The sequence below is a fragment of the Streptomyces sp. NBC_00654 genome, from assembly GCF_026341775.1.
Lineage (GTDB): Bacteria > Actinomycetota > Actinomycetes > Streptomycetales > Streptomycetaceae > Streptomyces.
Window position 1 is genome coordinate 75,495 of sequence record NZ_JAPEOB010000001.1, and the last position, 18,769, is coordinate 94,263.

At 71.1% G+C, this 18,769-nt stretch carries 14 protein-coding genes; 3 read left to right on the top strand and 11 right to left on the bottom strand.

The window, feature by feature from the left end; translation table 11 throughout:
• Positions 1-211 precede the first annotated feature (211 nt).
• Entirely contained in the window at positions 212-4,555 is a 4,344-nt protein-coding gene (locus tag OHA98_RS00335) for a PAS domain-containing protein (RefSeq protein ID WP_266922072.1), read from the top strand.
• A 154-nt stretch (positions 4,556-4,709) separates the two neighbouring features.
• On the opposite strand, the gene OHA98_RS00340 is transcribed toward OHA98_RS00335, so the two are convergent.
• The 7 genes from OHA98_RS00340 to OHA98_RS00370 form a co-directional block, all read right to left on the bottom strand.
• Positions 4,710-6,359 (bottom strand): long-chain fatty acid--CoA ligase, encoded by a 1,650-nt coding sequence (locus OHA98_RS00340; protein ID WP_266922073.1) that lies wholly within the window; start codon positions 6,357-6,359, stop codon positions 4,710-4,712.
• A gap of 203 nt (positions 6,360-6,562) precedes the next feature.
• On the bottom strand, positions 6,563-7,117 hold the full coding sequence (locus OHA98_RS00345) for a SigE family RNA polymerase sigma factor (RefSeq protein ID WP_266922074.1): 555 nt from the start codon (positions 7,115-7,117) through the stop codon (positions 6,563-6,565).
• A gap of 195 nt (positions 7,118-7,312) precedes the next feature.
• Positions 7,313-8,479 (bottom strand): lipid-transfer protein, encoded by a 1,167-nt coding sequence (locus tag OHA98_RS00350; protein ID WP_266922075.1) that lies wholly within the window; start codon positions 8,477-8,479, stop codon positions 7,313-7,315.
• Positions 8,476-8,901 carry a MaoC family dehydratase gene (locus OHA98_RS00355; protein ID WP_323179470.1) on the bottom strand — a complete coding sequence of 142 codons (426 nt, stop codon included), beginning with the start codon at positions 8,899-8,901 and terminating at the stop codon, positions 8,476-8,478. The genes OHA98_RS00350 and OHA98_RS00355 overlap by 4 nt, the downstream gene beginning before the upstream one ends.
• A complete protein-coding gene (locus OHA98_RS00360; protein WP_266922076.1) occupies positions 8,898-10,073 on the bottom strand; it encodes an acyl-CoA dehydrogenase family protein in 1,176 nt (391 codons plus the stop codon). Before OHA98_RS00360 ends, OHA98_RS00355 begins: the two co-directional genes overlap by 4 nt.
• A 1-nt stretch (position 10,074) precedes the next feature.
• The gene (locus OHA98_RS00365) at positions 10,075-11,160 is read right to left on the bottom strand and encodes a bifunctional MaoC family dehydratase N-terminal/OB-fold nucleic acid binding domain-containing protein (protein ID WP_266922077.1); all 1,086 of its coding nucleotides are present in this window, start codon (positions 11,158-11,160) and stop codon (positions 10,075-10,077) included.
• Complete coding sequence (locus OHA98_RS00370; protein WP_266927618.1) at positions 11,157-12,380, bottom strand: acyl-CoA dehydrogenase family protein; 1,224 nt, start codon at positions 12,378-12,380, stop codon at positions 11,157-11,159. Before OHA98_RS00370 ends, OHA98_RS00365 begins: the two co-directional genes overlap by 4 nt.
• A 231-nt stretch (positions 12,381-12,611) precedes the next feature.
• On the opposite strand from OHA98_RS00370, the gene OHA98_RS00375 reads away from it, so the two are divergent.
• On the top strand, positions 12,612-13,496 hold the full coding sequence (locus OHA98_RS00375) for a bifunctional DNA primase/polymerase (RefSeq protein ID WP_266922078.1): 885 nt from the start codon (positions 12,612-12,614) through the stop codon (positions 13,494-13,496).
• Between the two features lie 85 nt (positions 13,497-13,581).
• Positions 13,582-13,995: an Imm10 family immunity protein gene (locus tag OHA98_RS00380; RefSeq protein WP_266922079.1), complete on the top strand. Its 414-nt coding sequence runs from the start codon at positions 13,582-13,584 to the stop codon at positions 13,993-13,995.
• A gap of 726 nt (positions 13,996-14,721) precedes the next feature.
• Here OHA98_RS00380 and OHA98_RS00385 read toward each other — a convergent pair.
• The 4 genes from OHA98_RS00385 to repSA all read right to left on the bottom strand — a co-directional run bounded on the left by OHA98_RS00385 (position 14,722) and on the right by repSA (position 18,698).
• A complete protein-coding gene (locus OHA98_RS00385; protein WP_266922080.1) occupies positions 14,722-15,372 on the bottom strand; it encodes a hypothetical protein in 651 nt (216 codons plus the stop codon).
• A gap of 544 nt (positions 15,373-15,916) precedes the next feature.
• Complete coding sequence (locus OHA98_RS00390; RefSeq protein WP_266922081.1) at positions 15,917-17,059, bottom strand: site-specific integrase; 1,143 nt, start codon at positions 17,057-17,059, stop codon at positions 15,917-15,919.
• Positions 17,059-17,280, bottom strand: a complete 222-nt coding sequence (locus tag OHA98_RS00395; RefSeq protein WP_030123122.1) for a helix-turn-helix domain-containing protein — start codon at positions 17,278-17,280, stop codon at positions 17,059-17,061. Before OHA98_RS00395 ends, OHA98_RS00390 begins: the two co-directional genes overlap by 1 nt.
• 2 nt (positions 17,281-17,282) lie before the next feature.
• Positions 17,283-18,698 (bottom strand): replication initiator protein RepSA, encoded by a 1,416-nt coding sequence (repSA, locus tag OHA98_RS00400; protein ID WP_323179471.1) that lies wholly within the window; start codon positions 18,696-18,698, stop codon positions 17,283-17,285.
• Between the last annotated feature and the right edge of the window lie 71 nt (positions 18,699-18,769).

Genomic DNA, 18,769 nt, shown 5'->3' on the forward strand with positions numbered 1-18,769 from the left:
TGTGTCCGCGCACGTCACAGGGCGTGCGGTCGGGCACGCCACCGGCCCCCGGCGTACACGGCGCGCACAGAACCTTGGTGAGAGCTCCCCCTCATCCGCCGCCCCTCGGCGCTCCTCAGCCTTTAGACTCCTCCAGTGACAGCCTGCGGCCCGAGGGGCAAGATGGGGCCCGCTGTCGGCAAGGTGCGGTAACCAGGGAGGAAGCGTCGTCGTGAGCAGCAGGCCATCCCGAGGCGCTGCTCGCCTCGCAGCCATACTCGACGCCCTCCCGGACGGGCTTCTGCTCGTCAATTGCAACGGCACGGTCGTCAACGCCAACACCATCGCCCTCGAAATGTTCGAGACCCCGGGCACCGCGCTCGTCGGGCGCGGACTGCTCGATCTGCTTCCGGAGTTCGACTCCAAGCTGATCCCGGGGTCGATGCGCCGGCCGGAGGCTGCGGACGAGCAGGGCAGGACCAAGCCGACGCGGATGACCGCGCGGCGCACCGACGGCAACGAGTACCCCGTCGAGGTCACCAGCGCGAGCCTGGACAGCGGACAGGCCGAGTACAACGACATCCACCACTCCAGCTACACGGGCGACGAGCTGCTGATGCTCGTCGTACGGGATCTGTCGGGCACCGTCGACACCGAGGCCGAGCTGGCCCGTTCGCAGCGCCAGACCGAGATGATCCTGCGGGCCGCCTCCGAAGGTGTCGTGGGCACGGACACGGACGGCAGGGTCGTCCTGGTCAACCCCGCCGCCGCGCAGATCCTCGGCTTCCGGGCGAGCGACCTGGGCGGCCAGGAGCTGCACCCGCTGATCCTGCACTCGCGTGCGGAGGGCGAGCCGTTCCCGTACGAGGAGTCGCCGCTCGCCGACACCCTCAGGTCCGGGCGCAAGCACCGGGTGCGCGGGCAGGTGCTCTGGTCCAAGAGCGGCGCCCAGGTGCCGGTGGACCTGACGACCGCACCGGTGCGGGACGGGGACCAGCTCGTCGGCGCGGTGATGACGTTCACCGACCGCAGGCCGCACCAGGAACTCACCGAGCAGCACACGGCGTCCGTCGCCGAACTGACCGCGAGCCACACCGCCGAGGTCGAGGCGCTCACCGAGCGGCATGCGGCCGAGGTCGCCGCCCTCACCGAGGCACACGCCGCCGAGCTGGCCGACCGGACCGAGCGCTACGCCTCCGAGCTGGAGGAACAGGCCGAGCGCATCGCCGCGCTGACCGGCCGGCACACCCAGCTCACCGCCGTACTCGGCGAATCACTGCGCGGACCGCTGGAGGAGCTGCGCGGCGAGCTGTCCACGCTCGCCGCCGATCCGGCGGGCCAGCTCTGGCCCGAGGCCAACCAGATCCTGCATCACCTGGCCGCCGGATACGCCCGGATGACGACACTCGTCGACAACGTGCTGGGCTACCAGCGGCTCGACGCCGGTACGGAGGGCCTTGCCAAGGTCCCCGTGCTGCTCGACGCCATCGTGGCGGCGGGCGTCGACGGGGCGGTCGAGCTGATCGGCCCGGGGCGCGCGCAGTTCGCGGTGCACGCTCCGCCGATCGAGGCCGAGGTGGACGCGCGACAGCTGGCGACGGCCCTCGCCCATCTGGTGGCGGACGTGGCCGGTGTCGACTCGACCGGCAAGACACGGCCGGTCCCGGGCGGCGGCTACGTCGACTCGACCGTGGTCGTGGCCGCGGCGCAGCGCGGTGACGTCGTACGCATCGAGGTGCGCGGGCCGTTCGCCGGTGGAGACCCGGTGCATGTGCCGATCGTGCGCGGGATCGTACGGGCGCACGGCGGCGTGCTCCAGACGCACGAGGTGCCGGGGATGAGCGGCAGCGCGTACGTGCTCGAAGTGCCGCTCGGCTCCGGTTCGGGGACAGTCACGTCCCCGGCCGCGTCCCCGGTCGCCCCGGAGGAGTTCGGCGCGCAGGTGGCCGGTGCGGGGACGGGTGCTCCGGAGAGCGTTGTTCCGGAGGCCGGTGCTCCGGAGGCCGGTGCTCCGGAGGCCACGAGTGGGGGGCGGCGACGGGCGCGCCGGTCGTCCACGGACGCGTTCCTGGAGAGTCCCGTGGGAGCGGCGCAGGCCGAGGACACCGCGGCTGCCGAACCGACGGGGCGGCGCAGGGCGCGTCGCGGGCCCGCCGCGACGGACGAGCAGCAGCAGGCCCAGGAGCTGATCCCGGCTCAGCAGGGCGAGGGTTCAGGCCGCAGGCGCGGCCGTCCCAGCCCGGCGGAGACCGGAGCGGTGCAGACCGGGGCGGCGGAGACCGGATCCGTGGCGACCGGAGCGGCGGAGACCGGAGCGGTGGCCGTTCCCGGAGGTCCGGCCGGGCAGTCGCCCCAGCAGACACCCCAGCAGTCGCCCCAACCGGCACAGCAGCCGGCAGGACAGCAGGGGCAGGCCCTCGCGTTGCCCGCGGCGGCCTCTGCGGCCCCGTCGGCCGCCGTCTCCCCCGCACCCTCCGAAGGGTCCGTCGTCACGGCGGCCGAGGGGGCCCAGGCCGGCGGCGGGCGCCCGCAGCGAGGGCAGACCGTACCGCCGCAGGGCGTGCCGTCCGAGGCGCAGCAGCCGGTACCGCCCACGGGGCGCCGCGCGCGCCGCGACGGGGAGAACCGGCCCGCGCTCCCGGCTCTCACCTCCGGCGGCCAGGACGCCGAGGTGCCCGGCAACGCCCTCGCCGAAGCTCCCGTCCCTGCCGACGCCGATGCCGGGCAGCACTCCGCGCAGGCCCAGCAGCCGGGTGGGCGGCGGGCCCGGCGGGCGCTGGCGGCGGCGCAGGAGCGTTCCGCGCAGGCCGAGGCGGCCGGGCCGCGCACCACGTTCGCCCTTCCGCCCGCCGATGCCGACCGGGTCCCGCCGGTTCCGCCGGTTCCCTCCATGCCGTCCGTGCCGCTCGCGCCCCAGGAGGTCCGGGAGCCCCGGGTGGGCCAGGAGCGCCACGATGCCGTCCGCACCGCGCCGGACGCCGACCACACCCCGCCGCAGGCACACCCCGCGCAGTCCGACTGGGGGCGTGGCGGTACGTCCGGTCAGGGACTGGCCGCGCTGACGGTGTACGACGACGTCGACGTACCGGAGAGCCGGCCGTCGGCACCGCCCGTCGCGCCGCCCGCCGCACAGCCCACGGCCACACCGCCCGGAGGAACCCCCTCCCCGGGGACGCCTTCCGCAGGGACGCCGTCCGCGGGCGCACCGAGTCAGGCGCCGGACGACGTGTCCTGGGCCGCTCCCGGCCGCACCACGCACACCACGGGCACCACGGGCACCCCCGCCCCTCCGCACCCGGCCGACAGCGGCGCGGGCGCCCCCGTACCGGACGCGCGACGGCAGCCGCTGCCCGCGGAGGCACCGATGCCCGGCGCGTCGTCGGATTCGACGCAGGGGCGGGCGTTCAGCGTGCGGACCCTGGGGCAGGGTGTGCCCTTCGCGCAGCACCTCGCGCACCAGCAGAACCAGAGCCTCGGCGGTGCGGGACGGCGCCGTAAGCTCGCCGCCCCTCCGGAGGCCGACCCCACGGCCGCCGACCAGCCCGGCACGGTCCCCGCGGGCGGCACCCCGGCAGGCGGTACCCCGGCGGCCGGCGCCCACCCCGGCGCCCCTCAGGCCGGTGGCACCCACTCCGGCGGCCCCCGCCCCGCTGGTGGCCCCCAGGCCGCCGCCACCGGAACCGGAGCCGGTTCCGGCTCGGGCCGGCTGCTGGCTCCCCCGGCCGCCGAGGGGCGCGCGTACGCCATAGGCGCCCCCGACGAGGGTGCCGAGGGGCCGGAGCCGCTGGACGGCCCCGGTGGCGCGGTCGAGGTCGCCAACCGCCCCCAGCCGCGACCGGTCGACGACGAGCTGCCCCCCGAGCCGCTGGACAATCCGCGCCGGCTGCTCGTCTGGCCCGCGCCCGACGTCTCCACCCAGCAGGCGCTCAGCGACCGCGGCTACCGCCCGGTGATCGTCAACTCCCGCGAGGAGGTCGACGCCCAGATCGCGGCGTTCCCCGCCGCGCTGTTCGTCGACCCGCTGACCGGGCCGATCACCCGTACGGCCTTGCAGTCGCTGCGCCAGGCGGCGGTGGCGGCCGAGGTTCCGGTGCTGGTGACGGCCGGACTGGGGCAGGCGACCCGGGAGGCCGCCTACGGCGCCGACCCCGCCGTACTCCTCAAGGCACTCGCCCCGCGGGACAGTGAGCAGCATCCGCCACGGGTGCTCCTGATCGAGGAGCACGAGGAGATCGCGCTGGCCCTGACGGAGACGCTGGAGCGGCGCGGGATGCAGATCGCGCGGGCCTCGGCCGACAGCGAGGCCGTCGAACTCGCCACCCGGATGCGGCCGAACCTGGTGGTGATGGACCTGATGCAGGTACGCCGCCGGCGCGCCGGGATCATCGACTGGCTGCGCGCGAACGGCCAGCTGAACCGCACCCCGCTGGTCGTCTACACCTCGGCCGGTATGGACCGGGCGGAGCTGCCGAGGCTCAGCTCCGGCGAGACCGTTCTCTTCCTGGCGGAGCGGTCCACCAGCGACGAGGTGCAGTCCCGCATCGTCGACCTGCTGGCGAAGATAGGGACCAACTGAACAACGGGTACAGCAGGTACACGAGGTACAGCAGGTACAGCGGCGTGGGACGAGGGCGGTACGGAGCAGGCTCCCGTACCGCCCTCGTCCCTCTGTCCCTCGTCCCTCTGTCCCTCGTCCCTCTGTCTCGCTGATCCGCGCTTCCGCTGTCGCGTCAGAGCTGGGTGATGTCCAGCTCGCCGTCCGCGTACTGCTTGCGGATCACCTTCTTGTCGAACTTGCCGACACTCGTCTTCGGCACCGCCGGAATGATCGTCCAGCGCTCCGGCAGCTGCCACTTGGCGATGCCGGACTCCGCGAGAAACGCCCGCAGCGCCTCGTACTCGGCGACGGCCCCCTCCTTGAGGACCACGGTCGCCAGCGGACGCTCGCCCCACTTGTCGTCCGGGACGGCGACGACGGCGGCCTCGGCCACATCCGGGTGGGCCATCAGCGCGTTCTCCAGCTCCACGCTGGAGATCCACTCACCGCCGGACTTGATGACGTCCTTGGCCCGGTCGGTCAGGGTGAGGAAGCCGTCGGCGCTGATCACGCCGACATCGCCGGTCTTGAGCCAGCCGTCCTCGCTGAACTTGTCCTCGGGGCGCAGGTGTCCGCCGTCCGCGCCGCCGTAGTACGCCCCCGCGATCCAGGGACCGCGGACCTCCAGCTCACCCGCCGCCTCGCCGTCCCACGGCAGGTGCTCGCCGCCGGGGCCCACCAGGCGCGCCTCGACTCCGGCCGGGAAGCGGCCCTGGGTGACGCGGTAGGGCCACTCGGCCTCCTCGTCGAGCCCGGCGGGCGGGTTGGCCATGGTGCCCAGCGGCGAGGTCTCCGTCATTCCCCAGGCGTGGCAGAGGCGGACGCCGAGCCTGTCGTACGCCTCCATGAGGGAGGGCGGACAGGCGGCGCCGCCGATGGTGACGTTGGTCATCGAGGTGAGGTCGCGCGGGTGGGCGGTGACCTCGGCGAGCAGGCCCTGCCAGATGGTGGGCACCGCGGCGGCGTGGGTCGGCCGCTCACGCTCGATCATGTCGGCGAGCGGGGCGGGCTGGAGGAAACGATCCGGCATCAGCATGTTCACGCCGGTCATGAATGTGGAGTGCGGCAGCCCCCAGGCGTTCACATGGAACTGGGGGACCACCACAAGGGTGGTGTCCTTGTCGGTCAGTCCCATGGACTCGGCCATGTTGACCTGCATGGAGTGCAGGTAGATGGACCGGTGGGAGTAGACGACGCCCTTGGGGTCACCGGTGGTGCCGGAGGTGTAGCACATGGCCGCGGCCTGGCGTTCGTCCAGCTCCGGCCAGTCGTACGTGGTGGGGCGGCCCGCGATCAGTTCCTCGTACTCGTGCACGCGCGGCGCGACCCCGGCGAGGGCCGCACGGTCACCGGGGCCCGAGACGATCACATGCTCGACGGACGGCAGGTGGGGAAGCAGCGGTACGAGGAGCGGCAGCAGCGAACCGTTGACGATCACCGCCTTGTCGTCCGCGTGATTGACGATCCAGACCAGCTGCTCGGCGGGCAGCCGGAGGTTGAGGGTGTGGAGCACGGCGCCCATGGAGGGGATGGCGAGATACGCCTCCACGTGTTCCGCGTTGTTCCACATGAGGGTTCCCACCCTCTGGTCGCCGTCGATTCCCAGCTCGTCGCGCAGGGCGTTGGCCAGTTGCGCGGCACGTGCGCCGACCTCGGCGAAGGTGCGTCGTTGCGGCTCGGGTTCGCCGGTCCAGGTCGTGACCTGCGACTTCCCGTGGATGGTCATCCCATGGGTCAGGATGCGGGTCACAGTCAGCGGTACGTCCTGCATGGTGCTCAGCACGGCGTCCTCCCGGTGGGCGCTACGCGGCAGTAAGGTTCCGCTGATTCTGCTCACATACCACTCGGTATGTCACTACTTCCGGGAGTACGAATCGGTGTCGGCCGAAGGAAGCCGAAGAAAGCCAAAGGAATCGGACGGTTCGGACCCGCCCGCTCTCGCCGGACCGCCGGATCAGCGGACCGCCGGATCACCGGACCGCCGGATCACCGGACCGGCGTCAGCTCCGGGTCCTCGCGGAGCTTGCCGAGCGCCCGTGACACGGCGCTCTTGACCGTGCCGATGGAGACCCCGAGCACCTCGGCCGTCTGTGCCTCGCTGAGGTCTTCGTAGTAGCGCAGGACGACCATCGCACGCTGCCGGTCCGGGAGCTTCAGCACGGCACGCCACATCGCGTCGTGCAGCGTCTGCTGTTCGGCGGGATCGGCCGCCGGGACGCCCTCCTGTTCGGGCAGCTCGTCGCAGGCGAACTCGTCGACCTTGCGCTTGCGCCACTGCGAGGTACGCGTGTTCAGCAGGGCCCGGCGGACATAGCCGTCGAGCGCCTGGTGGTCCTCGATCCGCTCCCAGGCGACGTACGTCTTGGTGAGCGCGGTCTGCAGCAGGTCCTCCGCGTCGCAGGGATTCGCGGTGAGGGAGCGGGCGGTGCGCAGCAGTACGGGACCCCGCGCCCGTACGTACGACGAGAACGACGCGTAGGGCGGGTGTCCGGCGGCGGCAGTGGCTGCCCTGGAGGCGCCCGTGCAGACTGGCGTGGTCATGGCTCCACGCTAGGAGCGGGGGCCGCCCTGGGGATCGCCCCCAGGTCCCGAAGCCGGGTCCGCCTCAGGTTGTAGGGGCGGGGTGGACTACACCTCCTGTAGGTGGAGGGGCCGCTACCGCCGGTCAGGGTCCACCCCTGAGACGGGGGCCGGACACCCGGCCGTACGTTCCCGGGGCCCGCGCACGCCGGGCGCTCAGCCGTCCCGGCCCAGGATCAGCCCCGATGTGGGGACGCCGGTGCCCGCAGTGACCAGGGTCCTGGCCGCGCCGGTGACCTGGTTCACCGAGGTGGAACGGATCTGCCGGACCGCCTCCGCGATGCCGTTCATCCCGTGCAGATACGCCTCCCCCAGCTGGCCCCCGTGGGTGTTGAGGGGCAGGGCGTCGTCCGCCACGAACCCGGCGGCCTCACCGGGCCCGCAGAAGCCGAACTCCTCCAGCTGCATCAGCACGAACGGGGTGAAGTGGTCGTAGAGGATGCCCACGTCGATGTCGGCGGGGGAGAGCCCGGAGGTCCGCCAGAGCTGCCGGGCGACCACACCCATCTCCGGCAGCCCGGTCAGCCCGTCCCGGTAGAAGCTGGTCATCTGCTCCTGGGCCCGCCCCGCCCCCTGCGCCGCGGCGACGATCACCGCGGGCGGCCGCGGCAGGTCCCTGGCACGTTCGGCGCTCGTCACGACGATCGCCTGACCGCCGTCCGTCTCCTGGCAGCAGTCGAGCAGCCGCAGGGGCTCCACGATCCAGCGCGAGGCGGCGTGGTCGGCGAGCGTGATCGGTTTGCCGTAGAAATAGGCCGCCGGGTTGCGCGCCGCGTGCCGCCGGTCGGTGACCGCGACATGGCCGAAGACCTCCGGCTCCAGTGTGTACGTGTGCAGATACCGCTGGGCCGCCATCGCCACCCAGGAGGCCGGGGTGAGGAGCCCGAAGGGAAGGTTCCAGCCGAGCGCCGCGCCCTCGGCGGTGGGCTCGCGCCGCTGCACCCCGGAACCGAACCTGCGCCCGGAGCGCTCGTTGAAGGCGCGGTAGCAGACCACGACGTCGGCCACCCCGCTCGCCACGGCGAGGGCCGCCTGCTGCACGGTGGCGCAGGCCGCGCCGCCGCCGTAGTGGACGCGGGAGAAGAACGACAGCTCGCCGATACCGGCCGCCTGGGCGACGGTGATCTCCGGACTGGTGTCCATCGTGAAGGTGACGAGACCGTCGACGTCGGAGGGCGACAGCCCGGCGTCGTCGAGCGCGGCCCGCACGGCCTCGACGGCCAGGGTGAGCTCGCTGCGCCCGGAGTCCTTGGAGAACTCGGTCGCCCCGATGCCGACGATCGCGGCCTTCCCGCCCAGCGAATCGGCCCTGCGCACGCTCATGCCGCACCTCCGGGCAGGGCGACGGTGACCGTTCCGGCGACATGCCGGCCGAGGCCGTTCGTACCGACGACCGCCACCTCGGCCACCGGGTCCGGGCCGGGGGTGAGTGCGGTGACGGTACCGGTGAGCACCATCGTGTCCCCCGGGTAGTTGGGGGCGCCCAGCCGGATCGCGACCTTGCGGAGGACGGCCGAGGGGCCGAAGTGGTCGGTGATGTACCGGCCGACGAGGCCGTTGGTCGTCAGGATGTTCATGAAGATGTCCGGCGAGCCCTTCTCCCGCGCGAGCTCCGCGTCATGGTGCACGTCCTGGTAGTCCCGGGAGGCGACGGCCCCCGCGACGATCAGGGTCCGGGTCACGGGGATCTCCAGCGGTGCCAGCTCCTCGCCCACCCGCGTACCGCCGTCTTCCGCCCGCTTCACGACGCCTCCCTCTCCTCGTCGGCCAGTGACTCCCCCAGCTCCTGGAGCACTTCGCCGCCACCTCCCAGATACGCGTCGAGCTGACGGCCCCAGAGGAAGTGCCGGTGGACGGGATGGTCCAGGTCCGCGCCCGTCCCGCCGTGCAGATGCTGCCCGGCGTGCACGACCCGCCTACCGGCCTCCGCGGCCCACCAGGCAGCCGTCAACGCCTGTGTGAGGCACGGCAGTCGCTGATCCCTGCGCCAGGCCGCCTCGTACGCCGTCACGCGGATCGCCTCGACGTCCATATGCGCGTCGGCCGCGCGCAGCAGGACCCCCTGGTTGGTGGAGAGCGGGCGGCCGAACTGCTCGCGTGTCGCGGTGTGTTCGACCGCACGTGCCAGTGAACCGGCGCACACTCCGGCCTGAAGTCCGGCGAAGGCGGTACGGGCGGCGGCCAGCACGGAGGCGTACGCACCGGAGCGCGCCCTCTCCGTACGCTCCCCGGCGCCCGAACTGCCCCCGACGGCCGAACTCCCCCCGGCGCCCGCCTCGCCCAGCCGTTCGCCACGCGCGCCGTCGAGGACGAGCCGCGCCGCGGACCACGGTGCCGTGGTCTCCACCGGAAGCACCGTCGCCCCCGGTTCACCGGTCCGTACGATCCACAGGACCTGGTCCGCGTCGGCCACCAGTACGTGGGTCGCGTCCCGCAGCCACGGCACGTACGGCACCACGCCGGAGAGTTCCGCGTCGGCACCACCGGCTCCGGCCGAGCCCGCGCCGACCGCACCCGCGCCCCCTCCCGCTCCCGCGCTCACCGCCGCCGACCGCACCCCGCTCCGCGCCGGGAAGGCGCCGGTCGCCACCGCCGTACCGTCGCGCAGCGCGGGCAACAGCCGCTCCCGCTGCTCCGCCGTACCGTGCTCCGCGACGGCGAGCAGCCCATAGACACAGGTGACCGCGAACGGCACCTGCGCCGTGGTCCGGCCCTGCTCCTCCAGGAGCAGTACCAGGCCGAGCAGCCCGATGTCCTCGACGGCGGCGGGCAGCCCCGCCGCGCACAGTGCCTTCCACAGCTCCGCGTCCGTCCCGGTACCGGACGCCGCCAGCCGCTCGGGCGTCGACAGATCACCGAAGATCCGCGCGGCGAGCCCCTGTGCCTCGGCCTGCTCCTCCGTGGGCGTGAAGTCCATGTCAGGCCTCGCTCTCCCGGAAGCTCTCCTCGGACCGCTCCCGTACGTCGCCGCGGAAGACGGGCAGTTCCAGTTCGGGGTCCGTACGCAGGAACTCCAGCCGTACCGGCATGCCCGTGCGGACCTCGTCGTACGGCACACCGATCACATTGCTGACCATGCGGACGCCCTCGGCCAGTTCGATCAGGCCGACGGCGTACGGGCCGCCCTCGGCGGACGTGCCGAAGGCGGGAAACGGCGGGTGGTGCATCACCACATGGCTGTAGACGGTCCCCTCACCGCTCGCCTCCACGGTGTCCCAGTCCCGGCCGCCGCACGCGTTGCACCCCGGCAGCCAGGGAAAACGCAGGGTCCGGCAGTCGCCGCACCGCTGGATCAGCAGCTTGTGTTCGGCGACTCCGGCCCAGAATCCGGCGTTGTCCCGGTTGATCACCGGCCGGGGCCGCAGCTTCGCCCCGGCAGCCCCGGCAGCCCCGGACTGTTCCTTGTCCGCGGGCTGCGTGGCCGTCGCCGCGGTCCGTGTGGCCGTCGCCGTGGGCCGCGTGGCCGTCGCCGTGGGCCGGCCCGCCGCCGCGGGCGCGTACTTGAGGATCCGGAACCGGTGCGTCCCCGCCGGCTCCCCGTCCGCGCGGACGTCCATCCGGGTCGTGACGAAGTAACCCGCCCCGAGCTTGGTGGACTTGCATCGCGACACCGCCTCGATGACCGCGTCGAAGGTGATCCGGTCGCCGGGGCGCAGCGGTCGCAGATACTCCTGCTCGCAGTCGGTCGCGACCACCGAGGTGTACCCGGCGCCATCGAGCAGGCCGAACAGTTCCTCGTACGCCGGTGAGCGGTCCGAGTGCCCCGAGAGCCCGCCCATCGTCCAGGCCTGGAGCATCGTCGGCGGGGCGATCGCCCCGGGCCCCCGGTAGGCCGGCCCGCTGTCCCCCATGGCCTCGCACCAGTGCCGGATCATCGCCTCGTTGACCAGGTCCTTGCCGACGCCCGCCGTGGCGGCGGAGCACCCCTCGTACGCCTTCAGCCGCTCGTACAGCCCCTCCGGCCCGGCAGCCGCGCTCATCGGTTCCGCCCGGCCGCCCGTCATCGTTTCCCCCGCTTCATGCCGAGCCGCATCGTCGCGACGATCTCCCGCTGCACCTCGCTGACACCGCCCCCGAAGGTGTTGATCTGTGCCGCCCGGTTCATCCGCTCCAGTTCACCGTCACCGGCCCCGGCCCCGGCCCCTTCGTCGGTACCGGCCCCGGCGTCGGCCCCGGCCCCGGCATCGGCACCGAAGGAGCCGAGGGATCCGCCCCGGATCAGCCCGGCCTCGCCCAGGACCTCCTGGCAGATCCGGTACACCTCGACGGCGCTCTCGGTCCCCGCGAACTTCACGCCGCTCGCCTCGCCCGGCGCCAGCGACCCCGCCCCCACCGACCCCACCAGGCGCCAGTTGAGCAGGCGTGTCGCCGCCAGCCGGGCATACGCCTCGGCCAGCCGGGACCGCACCCACGGCTCGTCGATCCGGCGCCGCCCGGTCACGGGGTCGGGGGTGCGGGCGTGCGCGAGCGCCGCCCCGTAGAAGTCCTCGGCCTGCATCCCGATCGCGGCGAGCGCCACCCGCTCGTGGTTCAGCTGGTTGGTGATGAGGCCCCAGCCGGCGTTCTCGGCGCCGACGAGGTGGGTGGCGGGCACCCGGATGCCGTCGTAGTACGTGGCCGTCGTGGTCAGCCCGCCCACCGTCTCGATGGGCGTCCAGGAGAAGCCCGGGGCGTCCGTCGGCACCAGGACGATCGAGATGCCCTTGTGCTTGGGCGCCGCCGGATCCGTACGGCAGGCGAGCCAGATCCAGTCGGCGTGCTGGGCGTTGCTGGTGAAGATCTTCTGGCCGTCGATCACCCAGTCGTCCCCGTCCCGGACGGCTCTCGTCCGCAGGGACGCCAGATCCGTACCGGCCTCCGGCTCGCTGTAGCCGATCGCGAAGACGAGGTCTCCGCTGAGGATCCGGGGCAGGAAGTACGCCTTCTGCTCGTCGGTCCCGTACTTCATCAAGGTCGGCCCGACGGTGTTGAGCGTGACCATGGAGACGGGGGCGCCCGCCCGGTAGGCCTCGTCGAAGAAGACGAACTGCTCGTCGGGGCCTCGGCCCTGTCCGCCGTACTCGACGGGCCAGCCCAGCCCGAGCATGCCGTCGGCGCCGATCCGGCGCAGCAGGCCGCGCTGCTCGGCGCCTTCCCCGGGCCTTCGGCCGGGCATCACATCACGGAAGTACGTGCGGAGTTCGGCGCGCAGCCGCTGCTGGCGCTCCGTCGGGGCGAGGTGCACGGCGGCGGCCTCCCGGGCGTACGGCTCAGGGCGGATCAAGGGACCTGACAGGATTCTGACTGTCCGTCAGATTCAGGTGTCCTGTCAACCCCGACACCACAACGCCCGCACCCGCGCCCACCTCCGTCGCGCACCCCACCCCACGCCTCGCGCCCCCCGAAGCGCCGCATCACCACCCTCGCGCCACCCACCCCCCTTCCCTTCTTCGAACGCTTGTACGAAAATGAAGGCATGGCCACCATCGACCGGCAGACCGCCACCCTGGCCCTGGCCCACGCCCTCTCCGCCGCCGGGCGCGGGCTCCCCGTCTTCCCCCTGTCCGCCACCAAGCTCCCCGCGCTGCGCTCCCCCCACCGCGGCGAGACCCCGCCGGTCCTCTGCCGCGGCGCCTGCGGCCTCCCGGGCCACGGCGTCCACGACGCCACCACCGACCCCGCCGCCGTCCGCGCCCTCTTCGCCGCCGCTCCCCGCGCCACCGGCTACGGCATCGCCTGCGGACGCGCCCCGCACCGCCTCATCGGAGTCGATCTCGACATCGACACCACCGGCGGCAACGACTCCCTGGCCGCACTCCACCAGCTGGCCTTCCAGCACCTGTTCACGGTCCCGCCGACCGTCACGGTGCTCACCCCGAGCGGCGGCCGCCACCTCTGGCTGACCGGGCCTCCCGACGTCTCCGTGCCGAACTCGGCCGGACGCCTCGCCCCGGGCATCGACATCCGCGGGGCCGGCGGGTATCTGGTCGGCCCCGGGTCGGTCACCACCCACGGCATGTACCGGCTCGCCCCCGGCGCGGCGGCGCTCGCCCCCGCCCCCTGCCCCCGAGCCCTCCTGCGCCTGCTCACGCCCCCCTCACGCCCCCGCCGCACCACCGGCCACGCCTCGCGCAGCCGGCAGGGTCAGGGCCTCATCCAGTTCGTGCTCGCGGCGCACGAGGGACAGCGCAACACCCGGCTCTTCTGGGCGGCCTGCCGGGCGTACGAACACGGCTTCGGCGACGAACTCGCGGACGCCCTCACCGACGCGGCCGTCCGCACCGGTCTCACCGCACACGAGGCCCGAGCCGCCATCGCCTCCGCCGCCCGCCTCACCGCGGGCCGCCCCGAACACGCCTGACAGCAGGGCCCATCCGGGCTCATCGAGCAACCGGCGGAGGCCGAGCGGACACCCGGCTGTCGGCTCCCGGTGATAGAACGCACGTATGACGTACAGGTTCACAGCACGGATCGCTTGCGGACTCGACGATCCGGACGCCGACGATTGTGTGATGGCGGGCGTGGCCGAGTCGGACGACGAGGAGGGGTTCTCCCTCCTGTTCATGTGCGACTTCGAGGAGCCCGATTCCCAGGAAGTGGCGCTCGGGATGGACACGCACTGCCTCGTCACGCCGGACCAGGGCACCGCGTACGGCTGCGTACGCGAAGTGGAGTTGAGCGGTGAGGTGCTGCGGGTGACCCTGGACCCCGCGTCCTTGGACGCGCTCGGCCTGAGCGACCCCGTCGTCGAGGCGGTGCTCCACGCACCACCGGCGGACGTGGCCCGCCTGCGCGAGGTGCTGCCACGCGTCCTCGCCTTCGGGCGCCCGGACGCCCGCCCGGCCCTGATCACGCGGTAGCCGAACCGGCGGCCGGCACGCATGAGTACGGCCCCTGACCGTTTCGACCGGTCAGGGGCCGTACTCATGGCGGTGGGTGTGGGATTTGAACCCACGGTCACATCGCTGCGACGACGGTTTTCAAGACCTCTTGCCGATCACGGGCGGTGGGGACTCCGCTGCAGTTCAGATGAGCATCGAAGTGCCAGTGGAGCCGTTGTCATCGCCGTCGTGCCCCTTACGTGCCCCATCGGCAGTGTTGCGGCCATCGTCATGCTCCTCACTGACCGACCGCTGGTCCGCCTTCAGGCCAGGCGCACACACAGACCGGATCGAGATGCAGTTAGTTTGGGCCCATGCAGTCGGCCGCTCAGGCGGCCAGGCAAGAGCCGCAGAAACCTGCCAGGTTGGGGCCGCGAGGGCCAGCGGGCCGGCAGCGACTTCGCCAGTTGCCCCCGAGCTGGGCGGGTTTGAGACGTGGCAGGACATCGTCCGGGTGGACGACGAAGCTGCCACGACACCCGGCGGATACTGAGCTCATTCCAACCTGGCATTTGTGCCGGCCAGCGACCCGCTAACGACTGAACACGCCACCACACAGTGAGGCCATGATCAGCGGTGCCGAAGGTCAGACCGAAAAGAATCACTACCGCGACAAAATTCACCTGCAGACCATGGATGAAAACTCGCAGGCAAGGATTCAGCCGCGCGGAAATTTCCATTTATCACTCACCGCAGAAAATTCGATCACACCCTCTCATCGAGATGCGCGGCAGCGACTCTAACAAAATCCCTGACCTTTACTCCAAGACACTCCCAGGCATCCTTCATGCCCGAATAAGCAGGAGGTTCCAGACTGATCCCCAATTCTTCATTTTCGCAAAATTCCCACGCCTGAATCCAGAAACCTCCCAGCGCTTCAGCGCTCACCGATAGCTCGCGAGCCGCCTTACGCACATCCCCCGGCCCTTCCAGCTCTGCATGCAGAGCGGCATTTTTCAGTGGATCCAAACCCCTGACGGCAGGCATAAACTGCCCATATGGCTCCCTTTCTTCGTTATCCAATTCCCAATCCCCTGGATTTGCATATCCACCCCATTCGATCTCCATAGCCATCTCCAACTTTTCCAAGGAATCGAGAGCCGTTGACGCGTCGCGTGAGAATTCCTGCGCTTTACCTAGCAGACTTCCGTAAACAGCCCGCCGGGCCGCGCGATGCGCCTGTTCCAGCACCGCCATATGATTCCTGCGTGAGGTCTCTAGCGCCGCCTCCAACGCTTTCACCCCTGTCGCCTTTGCGGCACTTGAGGCTGCTTTCCATGCCCCAAATCCGCCAATCAAAGCGCCAACCAAACTGGCGGAGCCACCGACCAAAGCCGCAGCCATTTCTCCACTCATGCAGCGATTATTTCAACCCCGCAGGAGAGGGGGCGACAGATTGCCAAATCTTTGCTAAAGTTGACTTGTTTGCGACGCTCCGGGCGCCCACTCATATGCAGGATGAGTGATAGTGCGGCTCCCATGCTCTTGCTCTGCGTCATATCATTGGCTGCTGGCGCCGCCCTCATCACGACTACGCGATCAGCAGCCGAGATTGCGGAGATCTTCAAGGGCGCGAAACGCTTCCAACCGAGAGCCGGCGAGATTCATCAGCGACGCCAATGGCGCACCTCATGGCTTCGGATCCACGAAGGAATGTCCGCGGGGAACGGTGGAAGCCCGACTGGTCTTCTTGTCCCGACCGTGATCAAAATCGTCAACCGGCGGATCGGCCAGCATCCCCACCAGCTCACCGGCGAGCACGGTCCCGCACTTGGCACAGCAGAAAACGGTCACACATCTGGTTAAACCGCGAGTCAGGCCGAGACGTCCGAGAGCGGGCAAGAGGGCAACCCCCGACCAGGTGCATGGTCAGGGGCCGTTCAGCTGGGTGCCACAACAGTCAGTCCTCAGCGGCGTCTCTAGAGCCGCCTTCAGTATCCACCTCCGTGAGCCAGGTATCCGCTGCTTCCGCCACTTGGTCGTCGCGTCCGGCAACCGGCCGGGCGTAGTGCCGAGTCGTCACGCTGGCGTTCGAGTGCCCGAGCCGGTGCGCGGCGGTCATCACCCCGTACCGGTCGGCGACCCACGTCCCGTGCGAGGCACGCAGGTCGTGCGGCGTGACGTCAGTGAGCCCGGCCGCCGTCACAGCGGGATCGAAGTACGCCTTGCGCCACTGGTTGTAGCGCAGCGGCTTGCCGCCGGGTGTGATGAAGAGGAGAGCGTCCTCCCCACCCGACAGCGTCTCCAGGTGCTGGCCGATCCGCGTCGCGAGTGACGGCCCGATCCGCAGGACCCGTTTCTGATGGGACTTGGGGGTGTCGAAGACGAGGGTGCCGTTCGCTTCGGCGAGGTTCTCATCGACCAGGACCAAGCCGCCGGACACATCAATGTCCGCCCGCCGCAGCGCGAACGCCTCACCAACCCTCAGACCCGCGTAGGCGAGCAAGGAGATCAGCAGGTCATGCGGTTTCGTCGCGCTCCGCACAATCCGTGAGGCTTCCAGCGGGGTGAGGATGTGCGGTTCGGTCTGCGGCATTCGAGGCAGCTTCACACCCCTGCACGGGGTCTGCCCGATCATCTCGTTGTCGACGGCCGCCCGCATGATCTGCGAGAGCACCCGGTAGGCCTGCCTGATCCGCGATGCGCTGAGACCACGGGTCTTCATCGCCCCGACCCATTCGACGATGGTGATCGGCCGGAGGCTGGAAAGCTCACGATCACCGAGCGCCGGAACGATCAGCGAGTTGATCAGGGATCGGTACGACGCCTGTGTCTTGTGCTTGAGCTGCGGGGAGACCGCGGTAAGCCATCGTGCCGACCAATCGCGGACGGTGGTCCGTCCCTCGGCGGGGTCGAGCCAGCGGCCCTCCTCCATCTCGATTCGCTTCCGTGCCAGCCAGCGATCGGCGTCCGTCGTTGTGGCGAACGTCTGATCAGCTGCACGCAGCACGCCGTCAGGCCCCGGATACCGAGCCTGGAACCGGCCGGACGGCAGCTTCCGGATCCGGCCGAAGGCGCGGCGGGCCTTACGCTTGGCGGCCATCAGGCAGCCCTCCGGTACGAGTACGCCGAGGTGGGCCGTAGGACAATCGGCGCCACCGTGTGGGCACTGACGTACTCCTCCACGGCGCTCTCGGGGATGCGGACGTGTCGGCCGACCTTGACGAACGTGATGCGGCGTTCCTCGATGAGCCGGCGAGGGAAGCGGAGACCGGTGCCGAGGCGTTCGGCGACCTGATTCACGGTAAGCAGTCGGTCCGCCACGGTCACCACTCCCCCTCGTCGGTAGTGCGCCCCTTCAGCACATCGCGGGCGGTCTCGCGGTTGGTCTGGAGGTCACGGGCGATGGTGGCGGCGAGAGCTCCTTCGCCGGGGGTGTGCCCGTGGCCGACGTACTGCCAGTCCGCCAGGACGAGGACGGTGTCCGGTTCACGGTCGGCCAGACCGAGGACGGTCGCTTCCTGTGAAGCGCGATAGTCGGCGCGTTCCTGGCGGAGGGCACCGAGGGTGGTCGAGTAGGTGCGGGACTTGGACGAGAAGTGGCCGCGAAAGCCGAGCATGTGAGCCCAGGCCCAGAGGCGCCGGTCCGGATAGAGGCTGTCGAGCTCACGGCATGCGGTGATGAGCCGCCGGGTGTGCTCGGGAACGCGGTGGCGGTCGAGTTCGGCGAGTTCCCCGATACGGCGGTCCAGGGTGCCGGTGTTCTCGGCGGCTTTGGTGGCGTACTTGGCCACGTACGAGGCGACTGCCTGCTCAGTGACATCTGAACCGTCGCCGAAGGCCTTGACCGGGCGAACGTCGAGCTGTCGGCCCCACCGAAAGGTCCGAGACGACTGTTCACCGGCAGCCGGGACGGAGACCGACGTGTACGAGTGCGCGGCTGCGGCGCGTATCGCGTCGGTGAGGAGATCGACCGTGGCCCAAGAGGGCGGCGGAGTACAAGGTCCCTCCGGGCCGTCGAGACGTACGACGGCATGGAAGTGGAGGGCTCCACGCTTCTGGAATTCGGCGACCTTGCCGAAGGAGACCCGGAGATGGTCACCCAGCTCACGGCGTGGGATTCCTGCGTGGATGGCGAGTTCGCGGCGGAGTCGAGTGGTGAAACGCTGCCAGAGTTCCCCGGCATGGTTGTTGAAGAGCGCCGCGCCCGCGTAGTCGTAGGTCTCCGGATCAAGGGCGGAGCCCAGGTCCCCGGAGTCCGAGCCATGCGCCGTACCGCACCGGCAGGTGCCCCGGTCGGGGCGGTTGTGGACAGGGCCGAACGAGGGTGCGGTGAGGGTGGCGAAGACGCGCGGGTGGTCGCGGACGGCGGCGGTGATGTCGCGGCGGTCGTCTCCGGCGAGGCCGGCACGGATCAGGTGGTAGGTGTCGCCCGCGTAGGTCCAGGCGCAGGAGGGGCAGCGGGAGGCACGGCGGTTGCCGCAGGCGAGGCGGAGACGCCCGCCCGGCTCGTACGCGGTCGAGTAGCGGTGCAGGGTCTCGCCGGTGGTCTTGTCCTTGTGGGTTACCCAGCCGCTCAGATGGACGGGGTCGGCACAGCCGCCGGTGCGCCGGATCTGGTCCTCCCAGCGGGCGTAGTCGGAGGCCGAGGCCACCCGGAGGACGTCCCCGAGGACGGTCGGGTCGAGCTGTGGTGCGGGCATGGACCGCTTCTGTTTCGAGGGTGAGGGCGGGTGGGCCATGCTGGGGGTTCCTTCCGGTTGCGAGATCGATCGGTGGGCACGGCTCCCGGGCGGCGGATGCTTGGCGGTAT